This window comes from Duganella sp. S19_KUP01_CR8 (genome assembly GCF_036688705.1).
Classification (GTDB): Bacteria; Pseudomonadota; Gammaproteobacteria; order Burkholderiales; family Burkholderiaceae_D; genus Rugamonas.
This window is the reverse complement of the sequence record NZ_JAQQPR010000030.1, coordinates 53,912-79,010: the sequence shown is the minus strand read 5'-3', so window position 1 is coordinate 79,010 and position 25,099 is coordinate 53,912. Positions and strand designations below refer to the sequence as shown.

Genomic DNA, 25,099 nt, shown 5'->3' with positions numbered 1-25,099 from the left:
GTTGAAGGCTCTCCGCTCCTTTTCACTACGCATGAATATCGAAAAACTTACCGTGTTGGCGTTGGCCGACGCGATGCTGGCATCGGACGGCAGCATGCCAGGTCTGACCGCAGCGTGCGGCCGCGTTTTCGGTATGTCGCCGTTATGGACGCCCAGGATCTGCGCGGCGCTCATCGAACGGACCGGCGAAAATTTCTATCACTTCAGCCGGCACGAAATCGCCGGCATCCTTTTGCAGCTGCTCGGTCGCGGAGACGGCGACGTCGATGACGACGAGGATGACGTCGAAGATGACGACGACATCGCGGAGCAGGAACGGCTGGAACTGCCGGAAGTACGGCGCTATTGCATCGATCCGCCGATTCGCCCACCGACGGCCGCATGGGTGGCCGCGCTCGCGCTGCCGGAACTGCCCACGGCCGGCGCCCTGGCTGCCTGGCTGGATGAACCGGTAGGCGCGCTCGATTGGTTCGCCGACCAATGGCGCCTTGCCGGCGACAAGGAATCGCGCCTGCAGCACTACCACTACCGCTGGGTGCCAAAACGCAGCGGCGGCCTGCGCCTGATCGAAATTCCCAAAGCGCGGCTACGCCGTCTGCAGCAAAAGATACTCCGTCAGATACTGGATTTACTGCCGCCGCATCCAGCCGCCCACGGCTTCCGACGTGGGCATTCCTGCGTCTCGCACGCCGCGCTGCACGCGGGCCGGCACGCCGTCATCCGCATGGACCTGAAGGATTTTTTCCCGAGCATACAACTCTCGCGCATCCATGCGCTGTTTGAGAAACTGGACTACCCATCCAAAGTCGCCGGAACGCTTGCACGCATTTGCGTGAACCGCGCACCGCAGGGAGTTTTTCGGAACCAGCAAGAAGGCGGTTCAATCGCGTGGGCCGAGCGCCAAGCCTTGAAGTCACCCCACCTGCCGCAAGGCTCCCCATGCTCGCCCGCGCTGGCCAATCTGTGCGCCTACCGTCTCGACCTGCGCCTGGAAGCGCTGGCGCATTCGCTCGGTGCGACCTACAGCCGCTACGCCGACGACCTGGCATTTTCCGGCGATCTTGATTTTGCGCGCGCCGCGGAACGCTTTCATATCCAGGTCGCAGCCATCGCACTCGAAGAGGGCTTCCGCATCAATACCCGCAAGACGCGGCTGATGCGCGAAGGAACGCGCCAGCAGCTGACGGGCGTTGTGGTCAACACCCATCCCAACATTGCGCGCGACGAGTACGACAAGCTAAAGGCCACGCTGACGAACTGTATGCGCCACGGCCCTGCGTCCCAGAACCACAACAATCACCCGGACTTCCGCGCCTACCTGGCGGGCAGGATCTCTTTTGTGAAAATGGTCAATGCACACCGGGCAGTCAAACTGCAACGGCTGCTGGAAGCCGTTGAGTGGACAGCCTGAGCAAAGCGTGGACCTGCCCTTGTCAGTAGATCACCCGACTCCCGCCATATCCACAATGACATTGCGGATCTGTTCATTTAACGCTGGAAGATCGGCTTGAATAGTTTTCCAGACAATTTCATAGTCGACATTGAAATAACCATGAACAACTGCATTGCGCATCTGGTAGGCGAATGCCAGCGGTAATTCCGGATGTTGCATTACAAATTCCGGATGGTACTTCTGAATGTTGTTGCTTGCCTCACCAAGTATCTCCAGATTACGGATCACGGCATCTTGTACAAGTTCATTCTGCAAAAAAACGAGCTCATCCAAATGCTCGGTGTAGCGCGATACGTTCGACCGCTTGGAGCATGTGCTCCAAATAGTCGATAAGGCGCTGCTTATCCTTACTCATATCGGAACTGCTTCCGCCAACACGGCTGCCCTGAATTTTTCCGGCAAAGCTTTCGGAGTCATTACATCGACCGGCACGCCCAATAATGCGAGGAGTTCATGACGGATGGCGCCTATATCGAACAACGTGGTATCAGACGTCGGATCGATCAACAGATCCAGGTCACTGTCTTCCGTATCGCAACCTTGAAGTACCGAACCGAACACGCGGGGATTGCTGGCGCGATGGCCCTCCACAATCCTACGGATCGCTTCGCGGTGAGTTTCAAATGCAATAGATGGCTTCATGGCGCTAACGTGCAGAATGAATGCAGTTGAGAGAAATTGTACCATCGTGGTACAACATCCCTCCCAGCCTAGTCCAGGTTCGGATACGGGCTCTTGCCGCCTTCCGCGATGAACAGGTCGATGCGCGCCTCCAGCACCGGCAGCGGCACGGAGCCCAGTTGCAGCACCGTGTCGTGGAAGGCGCGGATGTCGAACTTGGTCCCCAGCGCCGCCTCGGCCTTCTTGCGCGCGTTGATGATGCTCATCTCGCCCAGGTAGTAGGACAGCGCCTGGCCCGGCCACGAAATGTAGCGGTCCACTTCCGTCTCGATCTCGTGGTCGGACAGCGCGGTGTTGTCGTGCAGGTAGTCCTGCGCCTGCTTGCGGGTCCAGCCCTTGCTGTGGATGCCCGTGTCGACCACCAGCCGCGATGCGCGCCAGGCCTGGTAGCTCAACATGCCGAACACCTCATACGGCGTTTCGTACATGCCCATCTCCACGCCCAAGCGCTCCGAGTACAGCGCCCAGCCCTCGCCATAGGCCGAGATGTAGGCGTTGCGGAACGGCGGACGGCCCTTCTGCTCCATCGCCACCGGCATCTGGAACGCGTGGCCCGGCGCCGATTCGTGCAGCGTCAGCGCCGGCATCGAATACAGCGCGCGCGCCGGCAGGTTGTAGGTGTTGACCAGGTAGACGCCCGGACCGCCGCGGCCCGAGGTGTAGAACGGCGCCTGGTCGTCCGGCACCGGGATCACGGCGAAGCGGCGGCGCGGCAGGTAGCCGAAGTACTGGCCGACCTTGGCGTCGAACTTCTTGGCCACCCAGGCGGAGCGCATCAACAGCTCTTCCGGCGTCTTGGCGTAGAAGCGCGAATCGGTGCGCAGGAATTGCAGGAAGGCCGGCAGGTCGCCCTCGAAGCCGGTCTGCTTGATCACCTCGTGCATCTCGGCGCGGATCTTGGCCATTTCGCTCAGGCCGATCTTGTGGATCTGGTCCGCGCTCATCGCGGTGGTGGTGAACTCGACGATCTTCGACTGGTAGTAGGCTTTACCGTCCGGCAGGCTCTCGGCCGCCAGCGCCTCGCGCGCCTTCGGCACATACTCCTCGCGCATGAACTTGAGCAGCTTGGCATACGACGGCAGCACGTAAGCCTGGATCGCCTTCACGCCTTCCGCGCGCAGCGCTTCCTGCCGCGCCGCCGGCATGGTGGCCGGCATGGACTTGAACGGCAGGTAGAACACGGTGTCCTGCGGCGTCTTGGCGTCGGTGACGGAGGTGATCGACGAGTCGCGGCCGATCAGCGTGACCTTGGGCGGCGTGAAGCCGCGCGCCAGGCCGGCGCGCATATTGTCCATCTCCTCGCCGAAGTAGCGCGGCGTCTCCGCCAGCTGCTTGAGATAGTCCTGGTACTGCTTTTCATTGGTCAGCGGCTTGCGCGCGCCGGACGCCATATTCGACCAGAAGGCCGAATCGGCGTTCAACGGTTTCTCGTATTCGCGGAACACCTGGCCGGCGATCAGCGCGGCGATCTGCGCCTTGTAGACCTGGTAGTTGATGCGCTCCGGCGCCGACAGCTTGTCCTGCGAGATGCCGTCCAGCTTCTTCATCACGCCCTGCCAGTACGCCAGCCGCTTGGCCTGGGTGGCGGCGTCGATGCGTGGCAGCGACGCGGAGACGCCGTTGTCGTCGTCTTCATCCTCTTCCTGTTTCTGGCTGATGCGCCACTTCCACTCCTGGGTGTAGATGGCTTTGAACTGCGCGTCGGCGGGGCCGGGTTTGATGGCCGGCGCCGGATCGGCATGGGCGGCGATGGTGACTGCGGCTAACAGCATGCATGCGCCTGCGATGGCGGCGCTGAACTTCTTTTCCATAACACTCCAGGGGAAGGGTTGATTACATGTCCAACAAGTTACGGTGTTCGCGCAGCAGCGCGGTGAAGGCTTCGGCGCTGACGGGACGGCTGAAGAAGTAGCCCTGCATCTCGTCGCAACCGCGTTCGGTCAGGAACTGCACCTGCTCGCGGGTCTCGACGCCTTCGGCGATCACACGCATGTTCAGGTTGTGCGCCAGCGAGATCACCGACAGCGCGATGGCGGCGTCGTTGGCATTGGTGGTCACATCGTCGACGAAGGATTTATCGATCTTCAGCACGTCGATCGGGAAGCGCTTCAGGTAGCTCAAGCTGGAATAGCCGGTGCCGAAGTCGTCCAGCGAGACGCTGACGCCGATGGCCTTCAGGCGGCGCAGCGCCGCCACCGCCTTGTCAGGGTCGCCCATCACCGTGCCTTCGGTGATTTCCAGGCCCAGGTACTCGGGTGCGACGCCGAATTTGCGCAGCGTGCTCTCCACATACGGCACCGTGGCGTCGTTGGCGAACTGGCCGGCCGCCAGGTTGACCGACACCTTGATGTCGCCCAGCCCCTGGTCGTGCCACACCTTGATCTGCGCGCACACGCTCTCCAGCACCCATTCGCCGATCGAGTTCACCAACCCGTATTCCTCGGCCAGCGGGATGAAGCGGTTCGGCGGCACCTTGCCCAGCACGACGTTATCCCAGCGCAGCAGCGCTTCCGCGCCCAGCATGGCGCCGGTCTTCAGGCACATTTGCGGCTGGTAGTGCACCTCGAATTCGTCGCGCGCGATGGCGCCGCGCAACTGGCCCTGGATCGCCAGCTTGTCGCGGATTTCCGCGTCCATGCGCTCGGTGAAGAAGGCGTAGTTGTCGCGGCCGATCTCCTTGGCGCGGAACAGCGCCGTGTCGCCGTTGCGCACCAGCTCATCGAAGCTGTCGCCGTCGGTCAGGCTGACGGCGATGCCGATGCTGGAGGTGACGGTGATCTGCTGGCCGTCGATCATCAGTTCCTTGCGCAGGCCGCCCAGGATCTTCTGCGCCAGCGCCATCGTCGCGCCCAGCTGGGCGTCGTCCGGCACGATGATCTGGAATTCGTCGCCGCCCTGACGGGTCACGATGTCGCCTTCGCGCACGGTCTCGGACAGGAACTTCGACACCACCTGCAGCGCCTTGTCGCCGACGTCGTGGCCGTAGGAATCGTTGATGCTCTTGAAGCGGTCCAGGTCCAGGCACATGACGGCCACGCAGCGGTGCTCGCGCTTGGCCGTGGCCAGCGTCTGCTCGAAGCGCTGGCGCGCCAGCAGGCGGTTCGGCAGGCCGGTCAGGGCGTCGTGGTTGGACAGGAAATCGATCAGGTGCTGCTCTGCCTTGCGCTCGGTGAGGTCCATGAACACCGCCACGTGGTTGATCACGTGGCCCTGCTCGTCCCTGACCACCGAGGCGCTCAGCAGGCCGGGATAGGTGTCGCCGTTCTTGCGGCGCGCCAGGATCTCGCCCGACCAGTGGCCGGTCTTGACGATGGACTGCGCCATCAGCTCGAAGGACTTGGCGTCCGGCTCGCCGGCGTGCAGCAGCGCCACGCTCTGCCCCACCACCTCTTCCGCGCTGTAGCCGGAGATCTGGGTGAAGGCGGGATTGGTGGCGACGATGCGCGCATCGCGGTCGGTGACGACGATGGCGTCCTGGGTCGCCTCGAACACCTGGCTGGAAAGACGCATGAATTCTTCGTTGGCGCGGCGCTGCTCGATTTCCTTTTCCAGCGACGCCGCCAGCGCGGCCAGCTCGGTGGTGCGCTCGATCACGCGCTCCTCCAGCAAGGCCCGTTCGGCCGCCAGCGCCTGCTGGGCGCGGCCCAGCCGCACGTGGGCGTCGGTGCGGGCCAGGATTTCCTCGGCCTGGAACGGCTTGGCGATAAAGTCGACCGCGCCCAGCGCGAAGCCGCGCACCTTGTCGTCGGTGTCATGCTGGGCCGACAGGAAGATCACCGGCACCTGGCTCAGCTCCGGCGACGCCTTCAGGCGGCGGCATACCTCGAAACCGTCGATGCCGGGCATGCGGACGTCCAGCAGTATCAGTTCCGGCGGACGTGACTGCGCGGTCCACAGGGCCAGCTCGCCGTTGGGCGCTTGGCGCACGTAGTAGCCTGCCTCCGTCAGCAGGTCGCTCAGCAGTTTGAGCGAGGCCGGCGTGTCTTCCACGATCAGCACTTCGCCCTTGGTGTGTTGTTCCGACAAATCCCGATGCATGTAACGCTCTTTCGCCTGGTTTGCTGCCACTATGATATACCCGTCAGGCTTGTGCTTCCAGCTCATTCCCCGCCTCGTCCAGCAAACCGCACAGCTGCGGATACTGGTGCAGCCGTATCATGTGCTCGATGCGTTCGACCACTTCTCCCAACTCCACCGGCAAGGGCGCCAATAACAGCGCCACCCGCGCCAGGTTCAGCTCCTGCAAGGCGGTTTTCAGCTGCTGGCGCAGGGCCGGCGCCAGCAAGCCCAGGTCGTCGCGCGACAGCGGCGGCGGCAGGGGCAGGCGCGCGCTGTGATGGCGGCGCTGGAACTGCACGCCCAGCTGCTGCTCCAGCACCGCGTACAACTGGTCCTGTTCGACCGGCTTGCGCATGAATTCATCGGCGCCCGCGCCCAGCGCCTCTTCCCGTTCCTCGGCAAAAGCGGACGCGGTCAGCACCACCACCTTCGGCTGCGGGCCGGCGGCGTTGGCGCGGATCTGGCGCGTCGCGCTCAGGCCATCCAGCGCCGGCATGCGCCAATCCATGAACACCAGGTCCGGCCGCCAGACGTCGACCATCGCCAGCGCCTGCGCGCCATCGCCCACCACCGCCACTTCGAAGCCCAGCGGCTGCAGCAGGCTTTCCAGCAACGCGCAGCCGTCGGCGTTGTCGTCGGCCACCAGGATGCGGCGGCCGCGCTGCGGCGGCGCCAGCGCCGTCACTTCATCGTCCTCGCCGTCGAACGGCACGCCGTCGGCCACCTGCACCGCGATGGCGAAACGGAAGGTGGCGCCGGCGCCAGGCGCCGATTGCACCGTCAGCTCGCCGCCCATCAGCTGCACGAATTCGCGCGAAATGGTCAGGCCCAGGCCCGTGCCTTCATGCGCGCCCGGCCCCTCGGCCTGGATGAAGGGTTCGAAAATCCGCGCCTGGTCGGCCGGCGAGATGCCTGGACCGGTGTCGATGACGGCGAATTCCAGCTCGCAGCGGCCGCCCTTGAGCCCATTGCGCATGGCGCCGCGCACCCGCAGCGTGACCTTGCCCTGCCCGGTGAACTTGACCGCGTTGGACATCAGGTTGAGCAGCACCTGGCGCAGCTTGGTGCCGTCCACGCGGGCGCCGGCGGGCAGGCCGGCGGCGTCCAGTTCCAGCTCGACGCCGGTCTGGCCGGCGCGCATGCTGACCATGTCCATCACTTCCTGCAGCATGTCGTCCAGGCCCACCACCTCGGTTTGCAGGACGGCGCGGCCGGCTTCGATCTTGGACAGTTCCAGGATGTCGTTGATCAGCGTGAGCAGGTGCTGGCCGGAGCGGTGGATGATGGCCAGGTTGCGCTTCTCTTCCGGCAGCATGTTCTTGGAGTCCGCCATCAGGCGCGAGAAGCCGATCACGGAATTGAGCGGGGTGCGCAGCTCGTGGCTCATATTGGCCAGGAAGATGCTCTTGGCCTGGTTGGCGGCCTGCGCCTGCAGCACCGCGACCGACAGCGCGTTGGTGCGCTCGGCCACCAGGTCTTCCAGGTGGATGCGGTGGCGGCGCAGCTCCTGCTCGGCCACGCGGCTGGCGGTGACGTCGTAGTTGACGCCGACCATGCGCGCCGGCTGGCCGTCGGCGTCGCGGAAGATCATGGCGTCGCCCTTGATGTGGTGCACCGAACCGTCGGCCCAGACCACGCGGAATTCGACGTCGAACTCCGCCCGGCCTTCCAGCGCCTGGCGCAGCAGCGCCTCGGTCGGGATGGCGTCGTCCGGATGCATCATGCTGCGCCACAGCTCGAACGGCCGTTCCACCTTGCGGCCTTCGACGCCGTGCAGGCGGTACATCTGCTCGTCCCACACCACCTCGTCGCTGGGAATATTCCAGTCCCAGATGCCGATCGCCGCCGCGCTGCTGGCGATTTGCAACCGCTCCTCGCTGGCGTGCATGGCGACGAAGCGGCTGTCCATCAGGCGCACCATCTCGCGGATCGAGCCGTTCAGGGTTTTCAGCTCGCCGAAGAACCAGTCGCTGGGCGGCAAGGCGCCCGGATTCTGGCCGGCCTTGACGTTGGCGGCGTAGCGTTCGATGGTGGTCAGCGGCTTGAGGATCAGCTGCCACAGCAGCAGGTACAGGCTCAGCACCAGCGTCACGTCCAGCACGAAGATCATGCCGGCGATGGTGTACAGGCGCTGGCGCAGCTGCTCGATCAGGCCGGCCGGCGAGGCGTACACGGTGATGACGCCGATGTTCTGGCCGCCGGCGACGATGGCGCGCCGCTCCGACAGCAGCTCGGGATTGTCCGGCATGCTGCTGGTGGCGATCAGCTGCGCCTGGTCGTTGCGGGTGATGATGAAGGGATGGTTGCTGGCCACCGGCGCGACCGCGCTGGCATACAGGTCGCGGTTGCTCAAGCCGCTCTTCATGATGGTGACGATCTGGGTTTCGTCGAAGTTCCAGGCCGGCAGCGCCACGGCGGCGGCCAGCTCCTCGGCGCTGTTGGCCAGGGTCTTGTGCAGCTGTTCCCAGCGTTGGGCGCGCTCCACCTGGTAGAAGTACAGCGCAAACGTGGTCAATACCAGCGTCACCACGGCGGTCAGCGTCACGCTGACGAACACGGCAATTGATACTCTTCCTGCACGGCGAGCAAGTCGATCCAACATCGGAAAACCATTCTTTGGGGTTAATCTACGGTGCTTCGACTTAAATCATAGGAGTAAACCGACCTGAAGTCCATGCATTTAATTGCCCAAAAGGATTAAATTACAGGAACAGCAAGTTTTTACACATTCAAGCAACATCCTTGGCAGTATGTAAATGGTCGCAGGCGATGGCCGTGCTCAGGAACAGCTGTCCGTTCAGTTCGCGCAGCAGCGCGCTGTTGCGCAGGCGGTCCAGTACCGGCCCCTTCACTTCGGCCAGGTGCAGGCCGATGGCGCGCCGCTTCAGGCTCTGGTTCAGTTCGCACAGCGCGTACAGCGCGGTGGTGTCGATCGAGCTGACCGCCGTCATCACCAGCACCAGGTGGCGCGCGCTGGCGTGGGTGGCCAGTTCGCACTCGATGCGCTCGACCACCGCTTCCATATTGCCGAAGAACAGATTGGCGTCGATGCGCAGCACCAGCAGCTCCGGCTGGGTTTCGGCCGGATAGCGTTCGATATTGCGGAAATGCTCGGTGCCGGCGATGCGGCCCAGCACCGCGATGTGCGGCCGGCTGGCGCGCCAGATCAGGGTGCCCATCGACAGCGCCACGCCGATCACCACGCCCGCCTCCACGCCCAGCACCAGCACGCCCAGGCAGGTCGCGCCCCAGGCCAGCACGTCGCCACGGTCGTACTGCCAGGCGGTGCGCACGATGTCCAGTTCCAGCAGGCCGAGCACGGCGACGATGATGGTCGCGGCCAGCACCGGCAGCGGCAGCAGCGCCAGCCAGCCGGTGGGCGCCAGCAGCGCGCAGGCCAGCAGCGTGGCGGTGATCAGGCTGGCCAGCGGCGTGTTGGCGCCGGCGGCGAAATTCACGGCGGAGCGCGACAGGCTGCCGGTGACGGGGAAGCCGCCGGTCAGCGCGCTGGCGACGTTGGCCGCGCCCAGGCCGATCAGCTCATGGTTGCTGACCAGCTTTTCGTTGCGCTTGAGCGCCAGCGACTGCGCCGCCGACATCGACATCAGGAAAATGATAAAGCCGATCAGCAACCCCGGTTGCAGCAGCGGCTTCCAGTGCGCGCTGGAGCTGGCCAGGTTCAGCTGCGGCAGGCCGCCGGGAATGGCGCCGGTGGTGCGCACGCCCATCTCGGCCAGGCCGGTGGTGGCCATCAGCACGATGCCGGCCAACACCACCAACATCGGCGCCAGCTTGGCGGCGATATCGGCCGCCGCCGGGCTCATGCCGCAGCGTTTCAGCAGGCCGGCCAGGTATTGTTTCGACAGCACCAGCACCAGCAGCGAACCGACGCCCATCACGGCGCTCGGCATGTGCACTTGCGGCAGTCCGGCGCCGAGCAAAGTATGCAGCTGGTCGTAGGCGATCACCAGCGCCGAGCCGACGGTAAAGCCGCTCATCACCGGACGGGAAAAGAAGTTGGCCAGGAAGCCCATGCGCAGCACGCCGCACAGCAGCAGCGCCGCGCCGGAGATCAGCGCCAGCTGCGCCGCCAGCACCGCGGCCAGCGAGGAGCCGGCCGGCGCCAGCGGACCGATGACGGTGGCCGTCATCAGCGAGATGATGGCCATCGGCCCCACCGACTGCGTCATGCTGCTGCCGAACAGCGCGTAGATGATCGGCGGCAGGATGCTGGCGTAAATCCCAACCACCGGCGGCAACCCAGCCACCAATGCGTAGGCGGTGCCCTGCGGGATCATCATCATCGCCACCACCAGGCCGGCGGAGATGTCGCCGGCCAGCAGTTCGCGCCGGTAGTGCTTCAACCAATGCAGCATTGTCAGTCCGTGGTGCTTGAAAATACCGCCAGTCTACGCGATCGGGCACGGGCGGCCCAGCCTTAGACGTTTTTTATTCTTACATATACGAAATTCAAATAAGACCAGCTGCTGTCACGATAGAAAACCGCGCTTGTGTCTCTTTTGCAACTCCAAATTCCCCGCAACACGCGGCGTTCTGTACAAGTGCCGCCAGCACAGGCATATTGAGGAAACGTTCTAAATAGTACGAACGTTCGGTTTAAAACCGAAATAAAAATAAACAATTAATGGAGACATATGAAAACAAAATTACTTGCCGGCATGGTCGCGGCATGCTGCACCGTCCCCGTCCTGGCCCAGTCATCCGTCGCAATCTACGGGATTGCCGATGCCGGGCTGATGTATGTCAACAACGGCGGCAACGACGCCCGGACCAAACTGGTCAGCGGCATCGCCGACGGTTCCCGTCTTGGATTCAAGGGCACGGAGGACATGGGCGGCGGCTACAAGGCCGTCTTCAACCTTGAGATGCGCGTCCAGCTCGACAATGGCAGCAATCAGGCGGGCAATTTGTCCAGCAACCAGGGTTACGCGCTGACCAAAGGCTTGAACTTCACCGTACCGGCGGCCGCCGGCGGCGCAGCCACCGCGGCCAAACTGCTGGCTGGCGTGCAAGGCGCGCTGCAGCCCGCGATCAACGTCAACATCAACGGCGCCCTGTTCGACCGCACGTCGATGGTGGGCCTGGTGACGCCGGTGGGCGCCGTCCTGCTTGGACGGATGTACACCCCCGACTATGAAGTGTTGGCCAACGCCGACGTGTTCGAAACCGGCACGGCCGGTGGCTGGGGCGGCATCGTCGGCGGCACCGGCGGCTTGCTGACTGCGGGCGTAGCGATCCGTTCCGACAAATCGATACAATACCGGGTGCAAACGCCGAACGGCATCAGTGCCGCAGTGATGTACGGCGCAGAGAACTCGGGCTATATCGGCATGGACAAACGCTCATGGGGCGCCAACCTGTTCTACAAGGCGAACGGGGTGGATGTCGGCCTCGGTTACAACCGTGGCACCGATCAACTCGGCAATCCCGGCCTGATCACCACCACCTTGGGCGGTTCCTACAAAATCGACAACTGGAAACTGTTCGCCGGCTACCACCGGCAGCGCAACGAAAACTCGGTGATCATCCTGTACGCCGACGCCGCCCTGGCCCCGACCTTCGCCGCCTTCGGCCCGGCCCTCGGCCCGGTGCTGGCGGGCCAACTGCACAGCACGCTCGTACGCACCTTCTACCTGAACGCCGCCAGCTCCCAGGTCGGCTTGCACTATCAGGTCGGCGCCGGGCGCATCATGGCTTCGGTGGCGCGCCAGCAGGACCGGACCGCGTCCGGCAGCAACGCCACCCAGTTCGCCCTGGGCTACGACCACAACCTGTCCAAGCGCACCGATTTGTACATGGTGGCGGCCTACATCAGGAATCAGGGCGATGGCCAGTATGCGATCGGCGCCGCCAGCGCCTCGGGCGGATTTACCTCCAAGCCGGGCGAGGCCAGCAAAGGCATCCAGGTCGGCATGCGCCATCGCTTCTGACGCGGCGGACTAGCCCGTAAGCTACGATCCTGCAGGCAGCGATTGCTGTACTGCCTGCAGGATTTCCGCAGACAGCTGTTCGTCATCGACGGCGCGCGCCAGCACGATGGCGCCAACCATCGAGGCATAACTAGCCAGCGCCTGCCTGCGCCGCGCCGCCGGATCCGCGCCCGGCATCAACTCTTCCAGCACCGCCATCTGTCCGATAGCGCCCTCGGTCAGCGCGTGGCGCGCCTTGGGCCCGAGGCGCGCGATGTCGGCGCCCAGCGCGGTGACCGAGCAGCCCTTCTCCGGATGCTCGCAATGCTGCCTGGTCAGGTAGCCGTCGCTGATTTTCTCCAGCGCCGTGTCGCGCCCTTCGGCCAGATATCCTTCCCAGCGCTGCACCGATTTTTTCAGCGCATGCGCGGCGGCCTCTGCCAGCAAGTCTTCCTTCGAGGCGAAATGGCCGTAGAAGCCGCCGTGCGTCAGGCCGGCGCTCTTCATCAGATCGGCCACGCCGATGCCGTCGTAGCCTTTTTCGCGGAACAGCCGCGCCGCCGTTTCAACGATGCGCTCGCGGTTCAGCGCTACTTGTTCCCTGCTGACTTTCATCTCGGTCTCCTTCAATACATCCCTATTGACATCATACATGACGAGCGTAATATATCAATCATTACGATCATCATCAAAGGAGCTGAACCATGAAAGCCGTCATTAGTGCCTATGCCCGTTCCCCCTTCCACTTCTCCCGCAAAGGCAAGCTGGCCGAAGTCCGTCCCGACGACTTGGGCGCCCAGGTCGTGCAGGGGCTGATGCAGCGCACCGGCCTGGATCCGAAGCTGCTGGACGACGTGATCCTCGGCTGCGCCTACCCGGAATCCTCGCAGGGCAACAACCTGGCGCGCATCGTCTCGCTGCTGGCCGGCTTCCCGCATGAGGTGCCGGGCATGACGATCAACCGCTTCTGCGGCTCGTCGATGTCGGCGATCCATATCGCCGCCGCACAGATCGAGGCCGGCCTGGGCGAGGCTTATCTGTGCGTCGGCGTCGAATCGATGACGATGGTGCCGCAGGGCGGCTACAACTTCTCGCCCAACCCGCGGCTGCTGGCGGAAACCGACGCCTACATCAGCATGGGCGACACCGCCGAAAACGTCGCCCGCAAATACGAGGTGTCGCGCGCCGACCAGGAGCTGCTGGCGTTCCAGTCGCACCAGAAGGCGGCCGGCGCCCGCGCCGCCGGTTTGTTGAAGGATGAAATCGTGCCGATCACCACCGGCGCCGGCGAGGTGGTGGCAGAAGACGGCTGCATCCGCCCCGCCACCACGGTCGAAGCGCTGGCCGCGCTGAAGCCGGTGTTCGATCCCGAGCATGGCGTGGTCACGGCCGGCACCTCGTCGCCGCTGACCGACGGTGCTTCGGCGGTGCTGGTCACCAGCGAGGAATTCGCCCGCAAGCACGGCCTGAAGCCAAGCGCGCGCATCGTCTCGATGGCGGCGGTGGGTTGCGATCCGGCGCTGATGGGCATCGGTCCGATTCCGGCCACGCGCAAGGCGCTGAAGCTGGCCGGCCTGCAGGCGAGCGATATCGATGTGGCGGAAATTAACGAAGCCTTCGCCTCGCAGGCGCTGGCCTGCGTACGCGAGCTGGGGATCCGGCCGGAGGTGTTGAATATCGACGGCGGCGGCATGGCGATCGGCCATCCGCTGGGCGCCACCGGCGCCCGCATCACCGGCAAGGCGGCGGCGCTGCTGGCGCGCACCGGCGGCCGCTATGCGCTGGCCGCCCAGTGCATCGGCGGCGGCCAGGGTATCGCGACGGTGCTGGAAAAGATCTAACGTTATTGCGCGGCGTCGATGCAGTTGCGGCCCGCGCGCTTGGCGCGGTGCAGCGACGCATCCAGGCGGTCGAGGACAGTGGCGCTGCTCTCGTCCGCCCCCACCTGGGCCACGCCCAGGCTGATCACCACGTTGCCATTGCCCGGCAGGTCCGCTTCGGCGATCGCGCCGCGCAGTTTTTCCGCCAGGCGCATGGCGTCGGCCGCCGCGGTGTGGGTGGCGATGATCAGGAACTCCTCGCCGCGCATGCGCGCCAGCAGGTCCGAAGTACGCAGCCGGCCCTTGACCACGTCCGCCACCGCGCGCAGCGCCTGCGCGCCGACCGGGGAACCGTATAAATCGTTTTCAGACTGGAAGCTGGCGACATCGAACGACAGCACCGCCAGCGGCAGGCCATAGCGGCGCGCGCGGCGGATTTCGTTGTCCAGCATGTCCTCGCCGGCGCGGCGGTTGGCGGCGCCGGTGACGCTGTCGACGGTGCTCATCAGCGTAATCTGGCCGGACAATTCTTCATTCCGGTGCTTCAATTCGCTCATGCCCAGGCCGAAGCTGACAAACTGCGCCAGGCTGGCGAAGCAGGCGAACTGCTCGCGCGAGAAGGTGATGTGGCGGTCGAACATCAGGCAGATCGCGCCCAGTTCAGCGCTGCCCGGCTCGGCGCGCAGCGGCAGCGCCAGCACCATGCGCACGCAACGGTCGTGCAGCTGCATCGCCAGTTCCGGGTCGCCGGCTTTTTCCGGCGCGTCCAGCAGCACCATCTCGCCGCGCGATACGGCCAGCAGCGGCGGGAACACCTCGCGCAGCGGCGATTGCAGCAGGCGGTCGCGCCGCTGCAGCAGGCGCGCCAGGTCCAGGTGGTTGCGCGATTCCTGCGCCACCAGTTGCAGGTCGCCGCGCTCCTTCATGTGCAGCACGGCGGTATGGCGCACGCCGGGGAAATTGCACAGCGCCAGGCAGATCTGCGCCGACATCGATTCGATGGTGTCGATGCCGCTCAGCGCGCGTTGCAGGCTGCGCTGCACGCCCAGCAGGTCGCGCAGTTCCTTTTCCTTGTCCAGCAAGGTTTGCTGCAAGGCGGCGGCGGCATCGGCCGGCACCGCCAGCGCCTGCTGCACGGCCTGCTGCAGCTCGTCGCTGAGCACCGGGCAGATACGATAGTCGAACTGGCCATAGGTCATCAGCTCCGGCAGCCAGGCGCTGTGCTCATAGGCGCACAGCACCAGCACCGGCGCGCCGGCGCGGCCCCGTATCAGCGCGCCGATGCCGGCCAGCTCGCTCAACTGCTCGAAGCCATTCAGGTCCAGCACCAGCAGATCCACATGGCGCTTGCCAAGGACCGCGGCCGTGGCGTCGACGTGCTCGGTCATGGTCAGCTGGGAGAACAACTCTCCACAGCACGCCTGAAACTCCGCGCGCCGCTCGCCAGTGGCGTTAAAAAAGACACCTACGCTAGTGGTCCGGTCCGCCATCATATTGCTCCTACGCATGCTTTTTAATGTAAAAAAATCTGTCCCCGTGCTAGTGTGACATAAAGTTCATAATTAGCAATATTTTTTGTATTAAAGACTAGACTATTTCCCAAGGTAACTAATTGGCGTCGCGATTTTGCCGCATATGTGTGAACGAGCGCACCGTCACAGGACACATAGCCGCAAATACTGTGTACTTTAAAGGAGTATGCCATGGCCGCGCGCGCGTTATGGAAAGGCGCTATCAGCTTCGGGCTGGTGCACATTCCGGTCGAGATGTATTCGGCCGTGCAGGAGCACGAGCTGGATCTGACGATGCTGGACCGGCGCGACTTTTCGCCGGTCGGCTACAAGCGCTACAACAAGAACACCGGCAAGGAAGTGACCTGGGACGATATCGTCAAAGGCTATGAATACGAGGACAACGAGTACGTGGTGCTGTCCGACGAGGACCTCAAACGTGCCAACGTCGAGGCCACGCAGACCATCGACATCCAGGCCTTCGTCGACGCCGCCGAGGTGCCGCTGACCTACTACCAGCAGCCCTACTACCTGGCGCCGTCGCGCGGCGGCGCCAAGGTGTACGCGCTGCTGCGCGAGACGCTGCGCAAGGCCGGCAAGATCGGCATCGCCACGGTGGTGATCCGCACCAAGCAGCACTTGTGCGCGCTGGTCTGCGTGGAGGACAAGATCGTGCTGAACACCTTGCGCTATGCGGCCGAGATCCGCAGCGCGGAGGAATTGAAGCTGCCGCCCGCCACGATGAAGGCGGCCGGCATCAGCGACAAGGAGCTGCAGATGGCGCTGTCGCTGGTGGAGGGCATGAGCGAGGCGTGGAAACCGGAGCAGTATCACGACACCTACAAGGATGACGTGCTGGCACTGGTGAAGAAGAAGGTGAAGGCAGGCCAGACCAAGACCATCACCACCGCCGAGCCGGCGGCCAAGGCGGCCAGGTCGTCGAACGTGGTGGATCTGGTGGCGCTGTTGCAGGACAGCCTGGGCAAGCGGCCGGCGAAATCGAGCCGTGCGCCGACGAAAACGAAGGCGACGGCCAGGCGCCCCGCGGCGCGCAGCACGTCCCGCGCGCGCGCCGGGGCGGCTTAGCGGCTACGAATTAACGGCGGCGCGCTTTCCAGCTCAGCGCTGCCAGGCCGGCCAGCAGCATGGCGTAGGTTTCCGGCTCAGGAACCGGAGTTGTTGGCACTTGCGTGACCGTCACCGACGTCAGTGCGCCGTTCGCGCCCATCATTGCGTGGGTCGCGCTGGAGGAATAGGTGTAGTAAAAGCTCGACTGGCCAAAATTGGCGAAGTCCAGCCGGCCCGGCATGGTCGACGCGCTCAGGGCCAGGCCGGATCTGTCGAAGAAGCTCACCGCCATCATCTGCGAGGCGTAGGCATTGGCCGAGACGTTGGCGATGCCGAAGCTGTCCGCGCCGCCCAGGGCGGCGGCGTTGTTGGCGACCTGCACATTGGTGCTGCTGTAGGTCGCGCCGCTCAGGCCGATGCTGGCGCCGCCGATGCTGACGTCCAGGCTATTCTGGGCCGCTGGCGCGGCATACATGGTGCCGCCGCCGAACTGGCTGAACACGCCGGTCGCGGTGTCGTAGCTGAAATGTCCGGTGAGGCTGTCGCCAACCGACACAGTGCTGCCCGACAGGTTGCTGGAGGCAACCGGGCCGCCGTTGAACGTCTGCGGCGAAAACTCGACCATTTCCTGGATTTTTGCTGTGAAATCAAATTGATAGACGGTCGCTTGGGCGGAGCCGATCAAGGTCATACCGGCTAACAAAATGGGCAGCTTTTTCATCTCAGGGGTCCTGAATTAAGTATCAAGCCGCCATTAAAACATTCACAACACATGTTGTCAAGATAAAATAATAATTTCACCATGAAAACATTCATGAAGAGCCCGGCTTGAACCCCAGGACTTTCATCGCCGTGGCCAGCCCCCTGGCGGATTTTTCGTAGGCATCCCACGGCGCATTGCCGACATCGAGCCGCGCGTGCACATTGGCGACGGTCCACTGGTCGGCGCCATGCAGGCCATCCAGCTCCTCCCACGCCAGCGGCACCGAGATGCCCAGGCCGGGCCGGCTGCGCGCCGACCAGGCGGCCACCGTGGTGGCGCCCCGCCCGTTGCGCAGATAGTCGATGAAGATCTTGCCGACCCGGTTGCGCGGCCCGCTCTTCAGGACGAAGCGCTCGGGAATATGCTCCGCCATGTGGGCGACGATGGCCTGTGAAAACGCCTTGACCTCATCCCAGCCATAACCCGGCCGCACCGGCACCACCACGTGCAGGCCCTTGCCGCCGCTGGTTTTCAGGAAGGCCGGCAGGCCCAGATGATCGAGGAAGGCGCGCATCAGCTGCGCCGCCTCCTGCACCTGCGGCCAGGTGACGCCCTTGCCGGGATCGAGGTCGAACACCATGCGATTGGGCTTTTCGTAGCTGGACGCGTTGGCGTTTTGCGTGTGCAGCTCCACCATGTTCCACTGGGCTGCCGACAACAAACCCCGTTCGGTGGCGATTTCCAGCATCGGCGGGTGATCCGGATCGAGCGCGGGATCCAGGTGTTTAACGCCGGGCAGCTTGCCGGTCTCGGCGTGCTTCTGGAAGAACAACTCGCCGCCGACGCCGGCCGGCGCGCGCACCAGCGATACGGGGCGGCCCTTCAGGTGCTGCAGTATCAGCGCGCCGACCAGCGCGTAGTAGCGCACCAGCGTGATCTTGGTGGCGCCGCTTTGGCGGTCGATCACGCGATCGGGATTGCTGATCTTGAGTGTGGCGGGCAGCTTGCCCTGCACTGTGCTCGCTGGCTGCATGTCTGCGTGCTCCTTGAGATGGGCCGGCACTTCGCGAACGATGGCGTCGGCCTGCTTGTCCTTGCGCAGGCCTTTGAAGACGGCGTGGCGGATCGAGCCCGAATGCGTCCACTCGCCGAAGCTGACCTCCGCCACCAGCGCCGGCTTGAGCCAGTGGGCTTTCTTGTCGATCTCGCGATTCGGCGCGAACGGGCTGTTGTCCGCCGCCAGTTTGTCCATTTTGTTTTTGATGTCGCGCAGCGTGCCGGCGTTGAAGCCGCTGCCGACGTTGCCCGCATATTGCAGCTTGCCGTCCTGGTCGTAGGTGCCCAGCAGCAGCGAGCCGAAGCCGCTGCGCGAGCCTTGCGGATCGGTGTAGCCGCCGATGACGAACTCCTGCCGCTGGCCGCATTTGAGCTTGATCCAGCTGCCGCTGCGGCGCGAGGTGTAGCCGCTGTCGCGGCGCTTGCCGATGATGCCCTCCAGGCCCATGCTGCACGCGGCCGCGATCATCTCCTGCGGCGTTGCGTCCAGCGCGGCGCTGAAGCGGACGGTGTCGGCCGGCTTTTTGTCGAGCAGCGCCTGCAGGATGGCGCGGCGCTGCTCCAGCGGCGCGTGGCGCAGATCGCGGCCGTCGTGGAACGGGATGTCGAACAGGAAATAGACGATGTCGGCCGGGTTGTTTTCGTCGAAGGCGTTTTGCAGCAGGCCGAAGTCCGGGCGGCCATTGTCGTCGTGGACGACGATTTCGCCGTCGTACCAGCCGCTCGGCAGCTTCATTTTGGCGATGGCGTCGCGCAGGGTTTGCAGGCGATGCGTCCAGTCGTTGCCGTTGCGCGTGATCAGGCGGATGTCCTTGCCGTCGATGCGCGCCAGCAGGCGGTAGCCATCGAACTTGATTTCGAATAGCCAGTCTTCGGGCGAGGACGGCGGCGCATCCACCAGCGTGGCCAGTTGCGGCGACAGCGTTTCCGGCATGGCGGCCTTGGGCGCGGCCGGCGGCAGCGCCTTGACGCTGTCCGGCATCTCATCCACCACGCTGAACTCATCGGCGGGCCGCGCGTAGTCATCCTTCTCCTTGATGAGCAGCCACGGCTCCTGCTTCTCGCCCTTGCCCTTCATGCGCACCAGCGCCCAGCGGCCATGCATCTTGTATCCGGCCAGTTCGAACTTCAGGCTGCCCTCCGCCAGCGCCTTGCGCGGATCACCCAGCGGCCGCCACACGCCCCGGTCCCAGATGATCACCTTGCCCGCGCCGTACTGCCTGGGCGGGATCGTGCCTTCGAAATCGTTGTAGGCGATCGGATGGTCTTCCACATGCACGGCCATGCGCTTGTCGTGGGTATCGTAGCTGGGGCCTTTGGGCACGGCCCAACTCAGCATCACGCCATCGAGCTCCAGCCGGAAATCGTAATGCAGGCGGCTGGCCCAGTGCTTTTGAATGACGAAGGCCAGCGTCTCGCCGCCCTCCCCTCCTTCGGCCGGCTCGGGCGTGATCGCGAAGTTGCGCTTGGACTTGTAGGTTTTAAGAGCGTCTCTCATTCGGACAGATTAGGCCCGCGCGCCCCACCATTCCGTGCGCTGGCCAACATGTAAGCAATCTGGAGAGCTTGTAAGCGAATGTAAAGCCCGTCAACGACAGCGATGCGGGCCGCGTTTTTTGCTCAGTGACACGGGAATTGTCCCGGCTCCAAATCAACCTGAATGAGGATTTCATCATGAACAAACTTATCGCTACCCTGATCGCCGGCCTGTTCGCTACTGCAGCTTTTGCACAGACCCCAGCAACCGCTCCAGCAGCTCCTGCAGCCGTGAAAGCCGAAGCCAAGGAAGCCAAGACCGACGCCAAAGCCACCGCTAAAGAAACCAAGGCTGAAGTCAAAGCCGAAGCCAAGACCGCCAAGGTAGAAGCCGAAGCCAAGAAAGATGTCGCCGTCGCCAAGGCTGACGAAAAAGCCGACAAGGCCGATGCCCACGCCAAGGCCCACAAAACCAAAGCCAAGGCCCACGCCAAGGCCGTGAAAGCCGAAGCAGCAGCTGCTCCAGCTCCAGTCGTCACCAAGTAATTCCGCAGTACGCGGTGGCCCCCAGCCCACCGCACATAAAAAAAGCCTGTGCCGCTCACGCGTGCACAGGCTTTTTTACTAGTCATCCAGCTTATCGCTGCGCGACCTTCGCTGCCGCATTGGCATTGGCGCCATCCCAGCCGCCGCCCAGGGCGCGGATCAGCGCCACGGTGGTGACTGCGCGATTGCCGCGCAACTGCACCGCGGTGCGTTCCACCGTCGCCAGGTTGCGCTGCGCGTCCAGCAGATCGAGGTAGCTCGAACGGCCGGCCGAATACAGCTTCTGCGCCAGGTCGGCGGAACGGCGCGCCGACACTACCGCATCTTCGATCTGCGCGGTCTGGCCAGCCAGAATGCGCAGGCCCGCCAGGTTGTCTTCCACTTCCGCGAAAGCCACCAGCACGCTCTGGCGATAGGTGCCGACCGATTCCTCAAGCGCCGCTTCGCTGCGCGTGATATTGGCCTTGTTGCGGCCACCATCGATCAGCGGCATCGACATCAGCGCGCCCAGCACCCACGAACGACTGCTCCACTTGAACACGTCGGCAACGGTATTGCTCGAAATGCCGCCGGCGTTGGCGTTCAAGGTCAGCGCCGGGAACATCGCCGACTTGGCGACGCCGATACGGGCGTTGGCCGCTTCCATCGTGCGCTGCGCCGAAGCGATGTCGGGACGACGCTCCAGCAGCGACGACGGCAAGCCCGCCGGGATCACCGGCAGCAGCGAAGTATCGAGCAGCGGGCTGGCGCCGGCCGTGTAGCTGGCCGCCGGTTTGCCCAGCAGGACCGCCAGTGCATGCTCGGTCGTCACGCGCTGGCGTTGCAGGCCGATGGCTTCGGCACGCGACGTGGCCAGCTCGGTCTTGGCGCGCGACAGGTCGAATTCGCCGATGTCGCCCAGGTCGAAGCGACGCTGGTTGACCTTGACGTTTTCTTCGCGGGTTTGCACCGTGCGGTTCAGCGTTTCCAGTTCGGCGTCGGTGGCGCGCAGACGGAAGTAAGTCTGCGCCACATCGGCCTGCACCGACAGCAGCACCGAACGGTAAGTCGCTTCCATGGAAGCGGCGTCGTTGCGGGCGGCGCTGACGTTCGACGATACGCGGCCGAACAGGTCGACCTCGTAGCTGGCCGTCAGGTTGGCGCTGAAGGCGTTGCCCGGAGCGACCGGCGTACCGGCCGGCAGGCCGAGCGCCACGTCGGACTGGCGCTGGCGCTGCGCGCCGACGTTGACGCCGACCTGCGGAATGCGGTCCGCCTCGGCGATGCCGGCGATGGCGCGGGCCTGCTTGACGCGGGCCGCGGCCACCGCCAGGTTGGCGTTGGCCTTGGTGGCTTCGGCGACCAGCTCATTGAGAGCCGTATCGTTGAAAGCCAGCCACCACTCGCCGCGCGGCTGCGCTTCGGCGGCTTGCGCCTGTTTCCAGGTGCTGCCGTCGGCGGCGACCTTCACCGGCGCAGGCACTTGCGATTCCTTGAACGCGACCGGCACGTCCATCGCAGGCTGCTTGAATTCCGGCGCAGCGCATGCGGTCATCAGCAAGGCCGCCAATACAGGCGCCACACCTTTGGCGATCATCTGCAGTTTGTTCATCGAGTTGCTCATATTAGTGAGTCCCTTCCAGTTTTACCGCAGCGGCGTCGCCGGCCACGGCAGGTTTCTTCTTCTCCAGGCGTACGGCCAGCTTGCGCAGCAGGACGTAGAACACCGGCGTCAGGAACAGGCCGAAGAAGGTCACGCCCAGCATGCCGGCAAACACCGCCACACCCATTGCATGACGCATTTCCGAACCGGCGCCGTGCGAGAACACCAGTGGCAGCACGCCCATGATGAATGCGATCGACGTCATCAGGATCGGACGCAGACGCTGACGGGATGCTTCCAGCGCCGCTTCGACGATGGTACGGCCGTGGTGTTCCAGTTCGCGTGCAAACTCCACGATCAGAATCGCGTTCTTGGAGGCCAGGCCCACCAGCACGAACAGCGCGATCTGCGTAAAGACGTTGTTGTCGCCGTGGGTCAGCTTCACGCCGAGCAGCGCGCACAGGATCGACATCGGCACGATCAGGATCACCGCCAGCGGCAGGGTCCAGCTTTCGTACTGGGCTGCCAGCACCAGGAACACCAGCAGTACGCACAGCGGGAACACGTACATCATGGTGTTACCGGACAGGATGTCCTGATAAACCAGCTCGGTCCATTCGTAGCCGATACCTTTCGGCAGGACTTCGTTGACGATCTTGGTCATTTCAGCCTGCGCTTCGCCGGTCGATACGCCAGGAGCGGCGCCGCCATTGATTTCAGCAGCGACGTAGGCGTTGTAGCGCTGTACGCGGTCCGGACCATAGCTGTCCTTGACGCGCATCAGCGACGACAGCGGGATCATCTCGCCCTTGTTGTTGCGGACTTTCAGCTGGGCGATGTCTTCAGCGTGCGAACGGAACTGCTTGTCCGCCTGGACGCGCACCTGGTAGGTACGGCCAAACTGGTTGAAGTCATTCACATACAGCGAACCCAGATTGATCTGCAAGGTCTGGTAGATCGTCTGCAGCGGCACGCCCAATTGCTTGGCCTTGGCGCGGTCGATGTCGGCGAACAGCTGCGGCACGTTGATCTGGTAGCTCGAGAAGACGCCGGCCAGTTTCGGGTTCTGCCATGCCTTCATCTGCACCGCTTGCACCGCCTTGTACAAGGCGTCGTAACCCAGGTTGTCGCGGTCCTCGATCATCAGCTTGAAGCCGCCGGTGGTACCCAGGCCGCTGACCGGTGGTGGCGACAGCACCAGCACGAAGGCGCCTTCGATGGAGCCCATGCGCTTGTTGATTTCGCCGGCGATCGCCTCGGCCGATTCGCTGGCCTTGGTACGCTGGTCGAACGGTTTCAGGCCGACAAACACGATACCGGCGTTAGGCGCGTTGGTGAAGCCATTGATCGACAGGCCCGGGAACGAGATCGAGTTGTCGACGCCAGGAATTTCCTTGGCGATGTCCGACATCTTGCGGATCACAGCGTCGGTACGGTCCAGCGAAGCGGCGTCCGGCAATTGCGCGAAGCCGATCAGATAGCCCTTGTCCTGCGGCGGCACGAAACCTGGAGGCACCACCTTGAACATGAAGCCGGCGGCAACCGCCAACACGGCGTACACGATCAGCGAGCCGCCTTTGCGTTTCAATGCGCCTTTCACGCCGCCTTCGTAGTTCTCCGAAGCGCGGTTGAAGAAGCGGTTGAACCAGTTGAAGAAGCCACCGAATACCTTGTCCATGCCGCGGGTCAGCGCGTCCTTCGGTGCATCGTGCGAGCGCAGCAGGGTTGCGGCCAGGGCCGGAGCCAAGGTCAGCGAACTGAATGCCGAGATCACGGTCGAGATGGCGATGGTCAGCGCGAACTGCTTGTAGAACTGGCCGGACAGGCCCGATACAAACGCGATCGGCACGAACACGGCGCACAGTACCAGTGCGATGGCGATAATCGGACCGCTCACCTCTTTCATCGCCTGGATCGTCGCGTCATGCGGCGTCAGGCCGTTGGAGATATTCCGCTCGACGTTTTCCACCACCACGATGGCGTCATCGACCACGATACCGATGGCCAGCACCAGGCCGAACAGCGACAGCGTGTTGATCGAGAAGCCGAAGCCCAGCATCACGGCGAAGGTACCGACCACCGACACCGGCACCGCCAGCAGCGGGATCAGCGAGGCGCGCCAGGTTTGCAGGAAGATGATCACCACCAGCGCCACCAGGATGACCGCTTCGATCAGGGTGTGGATCACGGCGTCGATCGACTCGCGCACGAATTGGGTCGGGTCATATACAACGCTGTACGTGACGCCTTCCGGGAAATCTTTCGACAGGCGGGCCATGGTCGCGCGAACGTCGGTCGACAGTTGCAGCGCATTGGCGTTCGGCGCTTCAAAAATAGGAATCGCCACTGCCGACTTGTTGTTCAGCAGGGACCGGAGCGCGTACGAGTTCGAACCCATTTCAAGACGGGCGACATCCTTCAGCAGCGTCACCGCGCCGTCGGCGTTGGTCTTGAGGATGATGTTGCCGAATTCCTCCGGGCTCTTCAAACGACCTTGCGTATTGACGGTCAGCTGGAAGTCCGCGCCCTGGCTTGGGCCCTGGCCGATCACACCGGCGGCGACCTGCACGTTCTGCTCGCGCACCGCGTCGACGACGTCGCCGGCGGTCAGGCCGCGCTGCGCCACCTTCTGTGGATCGAGCCATACACGCATCGCGTAGTCGCCCGAACCGAACAGCTGCACCTCGCCCATGCCGGGCAGGCGGGCCAGTTGGTCCTTGATGTTCAGCACCGCGTAGTTACGCAGATACAGGTCGTCGTAACGGCCGTTCGGCGATTGCAGGTGGACCACCATGGTCAGGTTGGGCGACGACTTCACGGTCGTCACGCCGATCTGGCGCACCTCTTCCGGCAGGCGCGGAAGCGCGCGTTGGACGCGGTTCTGCACTTGCGTTTCGGCCTGCTCGACGTTGGTGCCGATCTTGAAGGTGACGGTCAGCGCCAGCGCGCCGTCCGAGGTGTTTTGCGAGGACATGTACAGCATGTTCTCGACGCCGTTGATCTGTTCCTCAAGCGGCGCGGCCACGGTTTCGGCGATGATCTTCGGATTCGCGCCCGGATACTGGGCCCGCACCACGATCGACGGCGGCACCACGTCCGGGTACTCCGAGATCGGCAGCTTGAAGATGGCGATCAAGCCGGCGACGAAGATAATGATCGACAGTACAGCCGCAAAAATCGGCTTGTCGACAAAAAATCGAGAGATATTCATATT

At 63.9% G+C, this 25,099-nt stretch carries 17 protein-coding genes; 5 read left to right on the top strand and 12 right to left on the bottom strand.

Annotated features, from left to right (window positions below):
- The first annotated feature begins 31 nt into the window (after positions 1 to 31).
- Positions 32 to 1,411, top strand: coding sequence for a reverse transcriptase family protein (locus V6M89_RS25080; RefSeq protein ID WP_332855756.1), 1,380 nt, complete (start codon positions 32 to 34; stop codon positions 1,409 to 1,411).
- A gap of 30 nt (positions 1,412 to 1,441) precedes the next feature.
- Here V6M89_RS25080 and V6M89_RS25075 read toward each other — a convergent pair whose 3' ends face one another.
- From V6M89_RS25075 to V6M89_RS25050, 6 genes are all read right to left on the bottom strand, one after another.
- On the bottom strand, positions 1,442 to 1,708 hold the full coding sequence (locus V6M89_RS25075; protein WP_332855755.1) for a HepT-like ribonuclease domain-containing protein: 267 nt from the start codon (positions 1,706 to 1,708) through the stop codon (positions 1,442 to 1,444).
- A 96-nt stretch (positions 1,709 to 1,804) separates the two neighbouring features.
- A complete protein-coding gene (locus V6M89_RS25070; protein ID WP_332855754.1) occupies positions 1,805 to 2,095 on the bottom strand; it encodes a nucleotidyltransferase family protein in 291 nt (96 codons plus the stop codon).
- A 68-nt stretch (positions 2,096 to 2,163) separates the two neighbouring features.
- Positions 2,164 to 3,906 (bottom strand): DUF885 domain-containing protein, encoded by a 1,743-nt coding sequence (locus tag V6M89_RS25065; protein ID WP_332855753.1) that lies wholly within the window; start codon positions 3,904 to 3,906, stop codon positions 2,164 to 2,166.
- 61 nt (positions 3,907 to 3,967) lie between these two features.
- Positions 3,968 to 6,172, bottom strand: coding sequence for a two-component system response regulator (locus V6M89_RS25060; protein WP_332855752.1), 2,205 nt, complete (start codon positions 6,170 to 6,172; stop codon positions 3,968 to 3,970).
- A 43-nt stretch (positions 6,173 to 6,215) separates the two neighbouring features.
- Entirely contained in the window at positions 6,216 to 8,750 is a 2,535-nt protein-coding gene (locus V6M89_RS25055) for an ATP-binding protein (RefSeq protein WP_332855751.1), read from the bottom strand.
- 172 nt (positions 8,751 to 8,922) lie between these two features.
- On the bottom strand, positions 8,923 to 10,569 hold the full coding sequence (locus V6M89_RS25050) for a SulP family inorganic anion transporter (protein WP_332855750.1): 1,647 nt from the start codon (positions 10,567 to 10,569) through the stop codon (positions 8,923 to 8,925).
- 279 nt (positions 10,570 to 10,848) lie between these two features.
- Between V6M89_RS25050 and V6M89_RS25045 the strand changes: the two genes are divergently transcribed.
- Positions 10,849 to 12,144: a porin gene (locus tag V6M89_RS25045; protein ID WP_332855749.1), complete on the top strand. Its 1,296-nt coding sequence runs from the start codon at positions 10,849 to 10,851 to the stop codon at positions 12,142 to 12,144.
- 21 nt (positions 12,145 to 12,165) lie between these two features.
- Here V6M89_RS25045 and V6M89_RS25040 read toward each other — a convergent pair whose 3' ends face one another.
- A complete protein-coding gene (locus V6M89_RS25040; protein ID WP_116989944.1) occupies positions 12,166 to 12,738 on the bottom strand; it encodes a TetR/AcrR family transcriptional regulator in 573 nt (190 codons plus the stop codon).
- An 89-nt stretch (positions 12,739 to 12,827) separates the two neighbouring features.
- Here V6M89_RS25040 and V6M89_RS25035 point away from each other — a divergent pair, with 89 nt between their 5' ends.
- Positions 12,828 to 13,964: a thiolase family protein gene (locus V6M89_RS25035; RefSeq protein WP_332855748.1), complete on the top strand. Its 1,137-nt coding sequence runs from the start codon at positions 12,828 to 12,830 to the stop codon at positions 13,962 to 13,964.
- A gap of 2 nt (positions 13,965 to 13,966) precedes the next feature.
- Here V6M89_RS25035 and V6M89_RS25030 read toward each other — a convergent pair whose 3' ends face one another.
- A complete protein-coding gene (locus V6M89_RS25030) occupies positions 13,967 to 15,331 on the bottom strand; it encodes a GGDEF domain-containing protein (RefSeq protein ID WP_332855747.1) in 1,365 nt (454 codons plus the stop codon).
- A 315-nt stretch (positions 15,332 to 15,646) separates the two neighbouring features.
- Between V6M89_RS25030 and ku the strand changes: the two genes are divergently transcribed.
- The gene (gene ku, locus V6M89_RS25025) at positions 15,647 to 16,540 is read left to right on the top strand and encodes a non-homologous end joining protein Ku (RefSeq protein ID WP_332855746.1); all 894 of its coding nucleotides are present in this window, start codon (positions 15,647 to 15,649) and stop codon (positions 16,538 to 16,540) included.
- A 10-nt stretch (positions 16,541 to 16,550) separates the two neighbouring features.
- Here ku and V6M89_RS25020 read toward each other — a convergent pair whose 3' ends face one another.
- Together V6M89_RS25020 and ligD are read right to left on the bottom strand one after the other, a co-directional pair.
- On the bottom strand, positions 16,551 to 17,243 hold the full coding sequence (locus tag V6M89_RS25020) for a PEP-CTERM sorting domain-containing protein (protein WP_332855745.1): 693 nt from the start codon (positions 17,241 to 17,243) through the stop codon (positions 16,551 to 16,553).
- Positions 17,244 to 17,334: 91 nt separating this feature from the next.
- On the bottom strand, positions 17,335 to 19,779 hold the full coding sequence (gene ligD, locus V6M89_RS25015; RefSeq protein ID WP_332855744.1) for a DNA ligase D: 2,445 nt from the start codon (positions 19,777 to 19,779) through the stop codon (positions 17,335 to 17,337).
- 176 nt (positions 19,780 to 19,955) lie between these two features.
- On the opposite strand from ligD, the gene V6M89_RS25010 reads away from it, so the two are divergent.
- On the top strand, positions 19,956 to 20,303 hold the full coding sequence (locus V6M89_RS25010; protein ID WP_332855743.1) for a hypothetical protein: 348 nt from the start codon (positions 19,956 to 19,958) through the stop codon (positions 20,301 to 20,303).
- A 91-nt stretch (positions 20,304 to 20,394) separates the two neighbouring features.
- Here the strand turns inward: V6M89_RS25010 and V6M89_RS25005 are convergent, their stop codons facing one another.
- Together V6M89_RS25005 and V6M89_RS25000 are read right to left on the bottom strand one after the other, a co-directional pair.
- The gene (locus V6M89_RS25005) at positions 20,395 to 21,894 is read right to left on the bottom strand and encodes an efflux transporter outer membrane subunit (protein ID WP_332855742.1); all 1,500 of its coding nucleotides are present in this window, start codon (positions 21,892 to 21,894) and stop codon (positions 20,395 to 20,397) included.
- 13 nt (positions 21,895 to 21,907) lie between these two features.
- On the bottom strand, positions 21,908 to 25,096 hold the full coding sequence (locus V6M89_RS25000; protein ID WP_332855741.1) for an efflux RND transporter permease subunit: 3,189 nt from the start codon (positions 25,094 to 25,096) through the stop codon (positions 21,908 to 21,910).
- Positions 25,097 to 25,099 lie beyond the last annotated feature (3 nt).

Bases quoted from the DNA above. Each gene is read 5' to 3' on its own strand.
- V6M89_RS25080 (WP_332855756.1), top strand. From the start codon at position 32: ATGAATATCGAAAAACTTACCGTGTTGGCGTTGGCCGACGCGATGCTG.
- V6M89_RS25070 (WP_332855754.1), bottom strand. From the start codon at position 2,095: ATGAAGCCATCTATTGCATTTGAAACTCACCGCGAAGCGATCCGTAGG.
- V6M89_RS25065 (WP_332855753.1), bottom strand. From the start codon at position 3,906: ATGCTGTTAGCCGCAGTCACCATCGCCGCCCATGCCGATCCGGCGCCG.
- V6M89_RS25060 (WP_332855752.1), bottom strand. From the start codon at position 6,172: ATGCATCGGGATTTGTCGGAACAACACACCAAGGGCGAAGTGCTGATC.
- V6M89_RS25050 (WP_332855750.1), bottom strand. From the start codon at position 10,569: ATGCTGCATTGGTTGAAGCACTACCGGCGCGAACTGCTGGCCGGCGAC.
- V6M89_RS25045 (WP_332855749.1), top strand. From the start codon at position 10,849: ATGAAAACAAAATTACTTGCCGGCATGGTCGCGGCATGCTGCACCGTC.
- V6M89_RS25040 (WP_116989944.1), bottom strand. From the start codon at position 12,738: ATGAAAGTCAGCAGGGAACAAGTAGCGCTGAACCGCGAGCGCATCGTT.
- V6M89_RS25035 (WP_332855748.1), top strand. From the start codon at position 12,828: ATGAAAGCCGTCATTAGTGCCTATGCCCGTTCCCCCTTCCACTTCTCC.
- V6M89_RS25030 (WP_332855747.1), bottom strand. From the start codon at position 15,331: ATGACCGAGCACGTCGACGCCACGGCCGCGGTCCTTGGCAAGCGCCAT.
- ku (WP_332855746.1), top strand. From the start codon at position 15,647: ATGGCCGCGCGCGCGTTATGGAAAGGCGCTATCAGCTTCGGGCTGGTG.
- V6M89_RS25020 (WP_332855745.1), bottom strand. From the start codon at position 17,243: ATGAAAAAGCTGCCCATTTTGTTAGCCGGTATGACCTTGATCGGCTCC.
- ligD (WP_332855744.1), bottom strand. From the start codon at position 19,779: ATGAGAGACGCTCTTAAAACCTACAAGTCCAAGCGCAACTTCGCGATC.
- V6M89_RS25010 (WP_332855743.1), top strand. From the start codon at position 19,956: ATGAACAAACTTATCGCTACCCTGATCGCCGGCCTGTTCGCTACTGCA.
- V6M89_RS25005 (WP_332855742.1), bottom strand. From the start codon at position 21,894: ATGAACAAACTGCAGATGATCGCCAAAGGTGTGGCGCCTGTATTGGCG.
- V6M89_RS25000 (WP_332855741.1), bottom strand. From the start codon at position 25,096: ATGAATATCTCTCGATTTTTTGTCGACAAGCCGATTTTTGCGGCTGTA.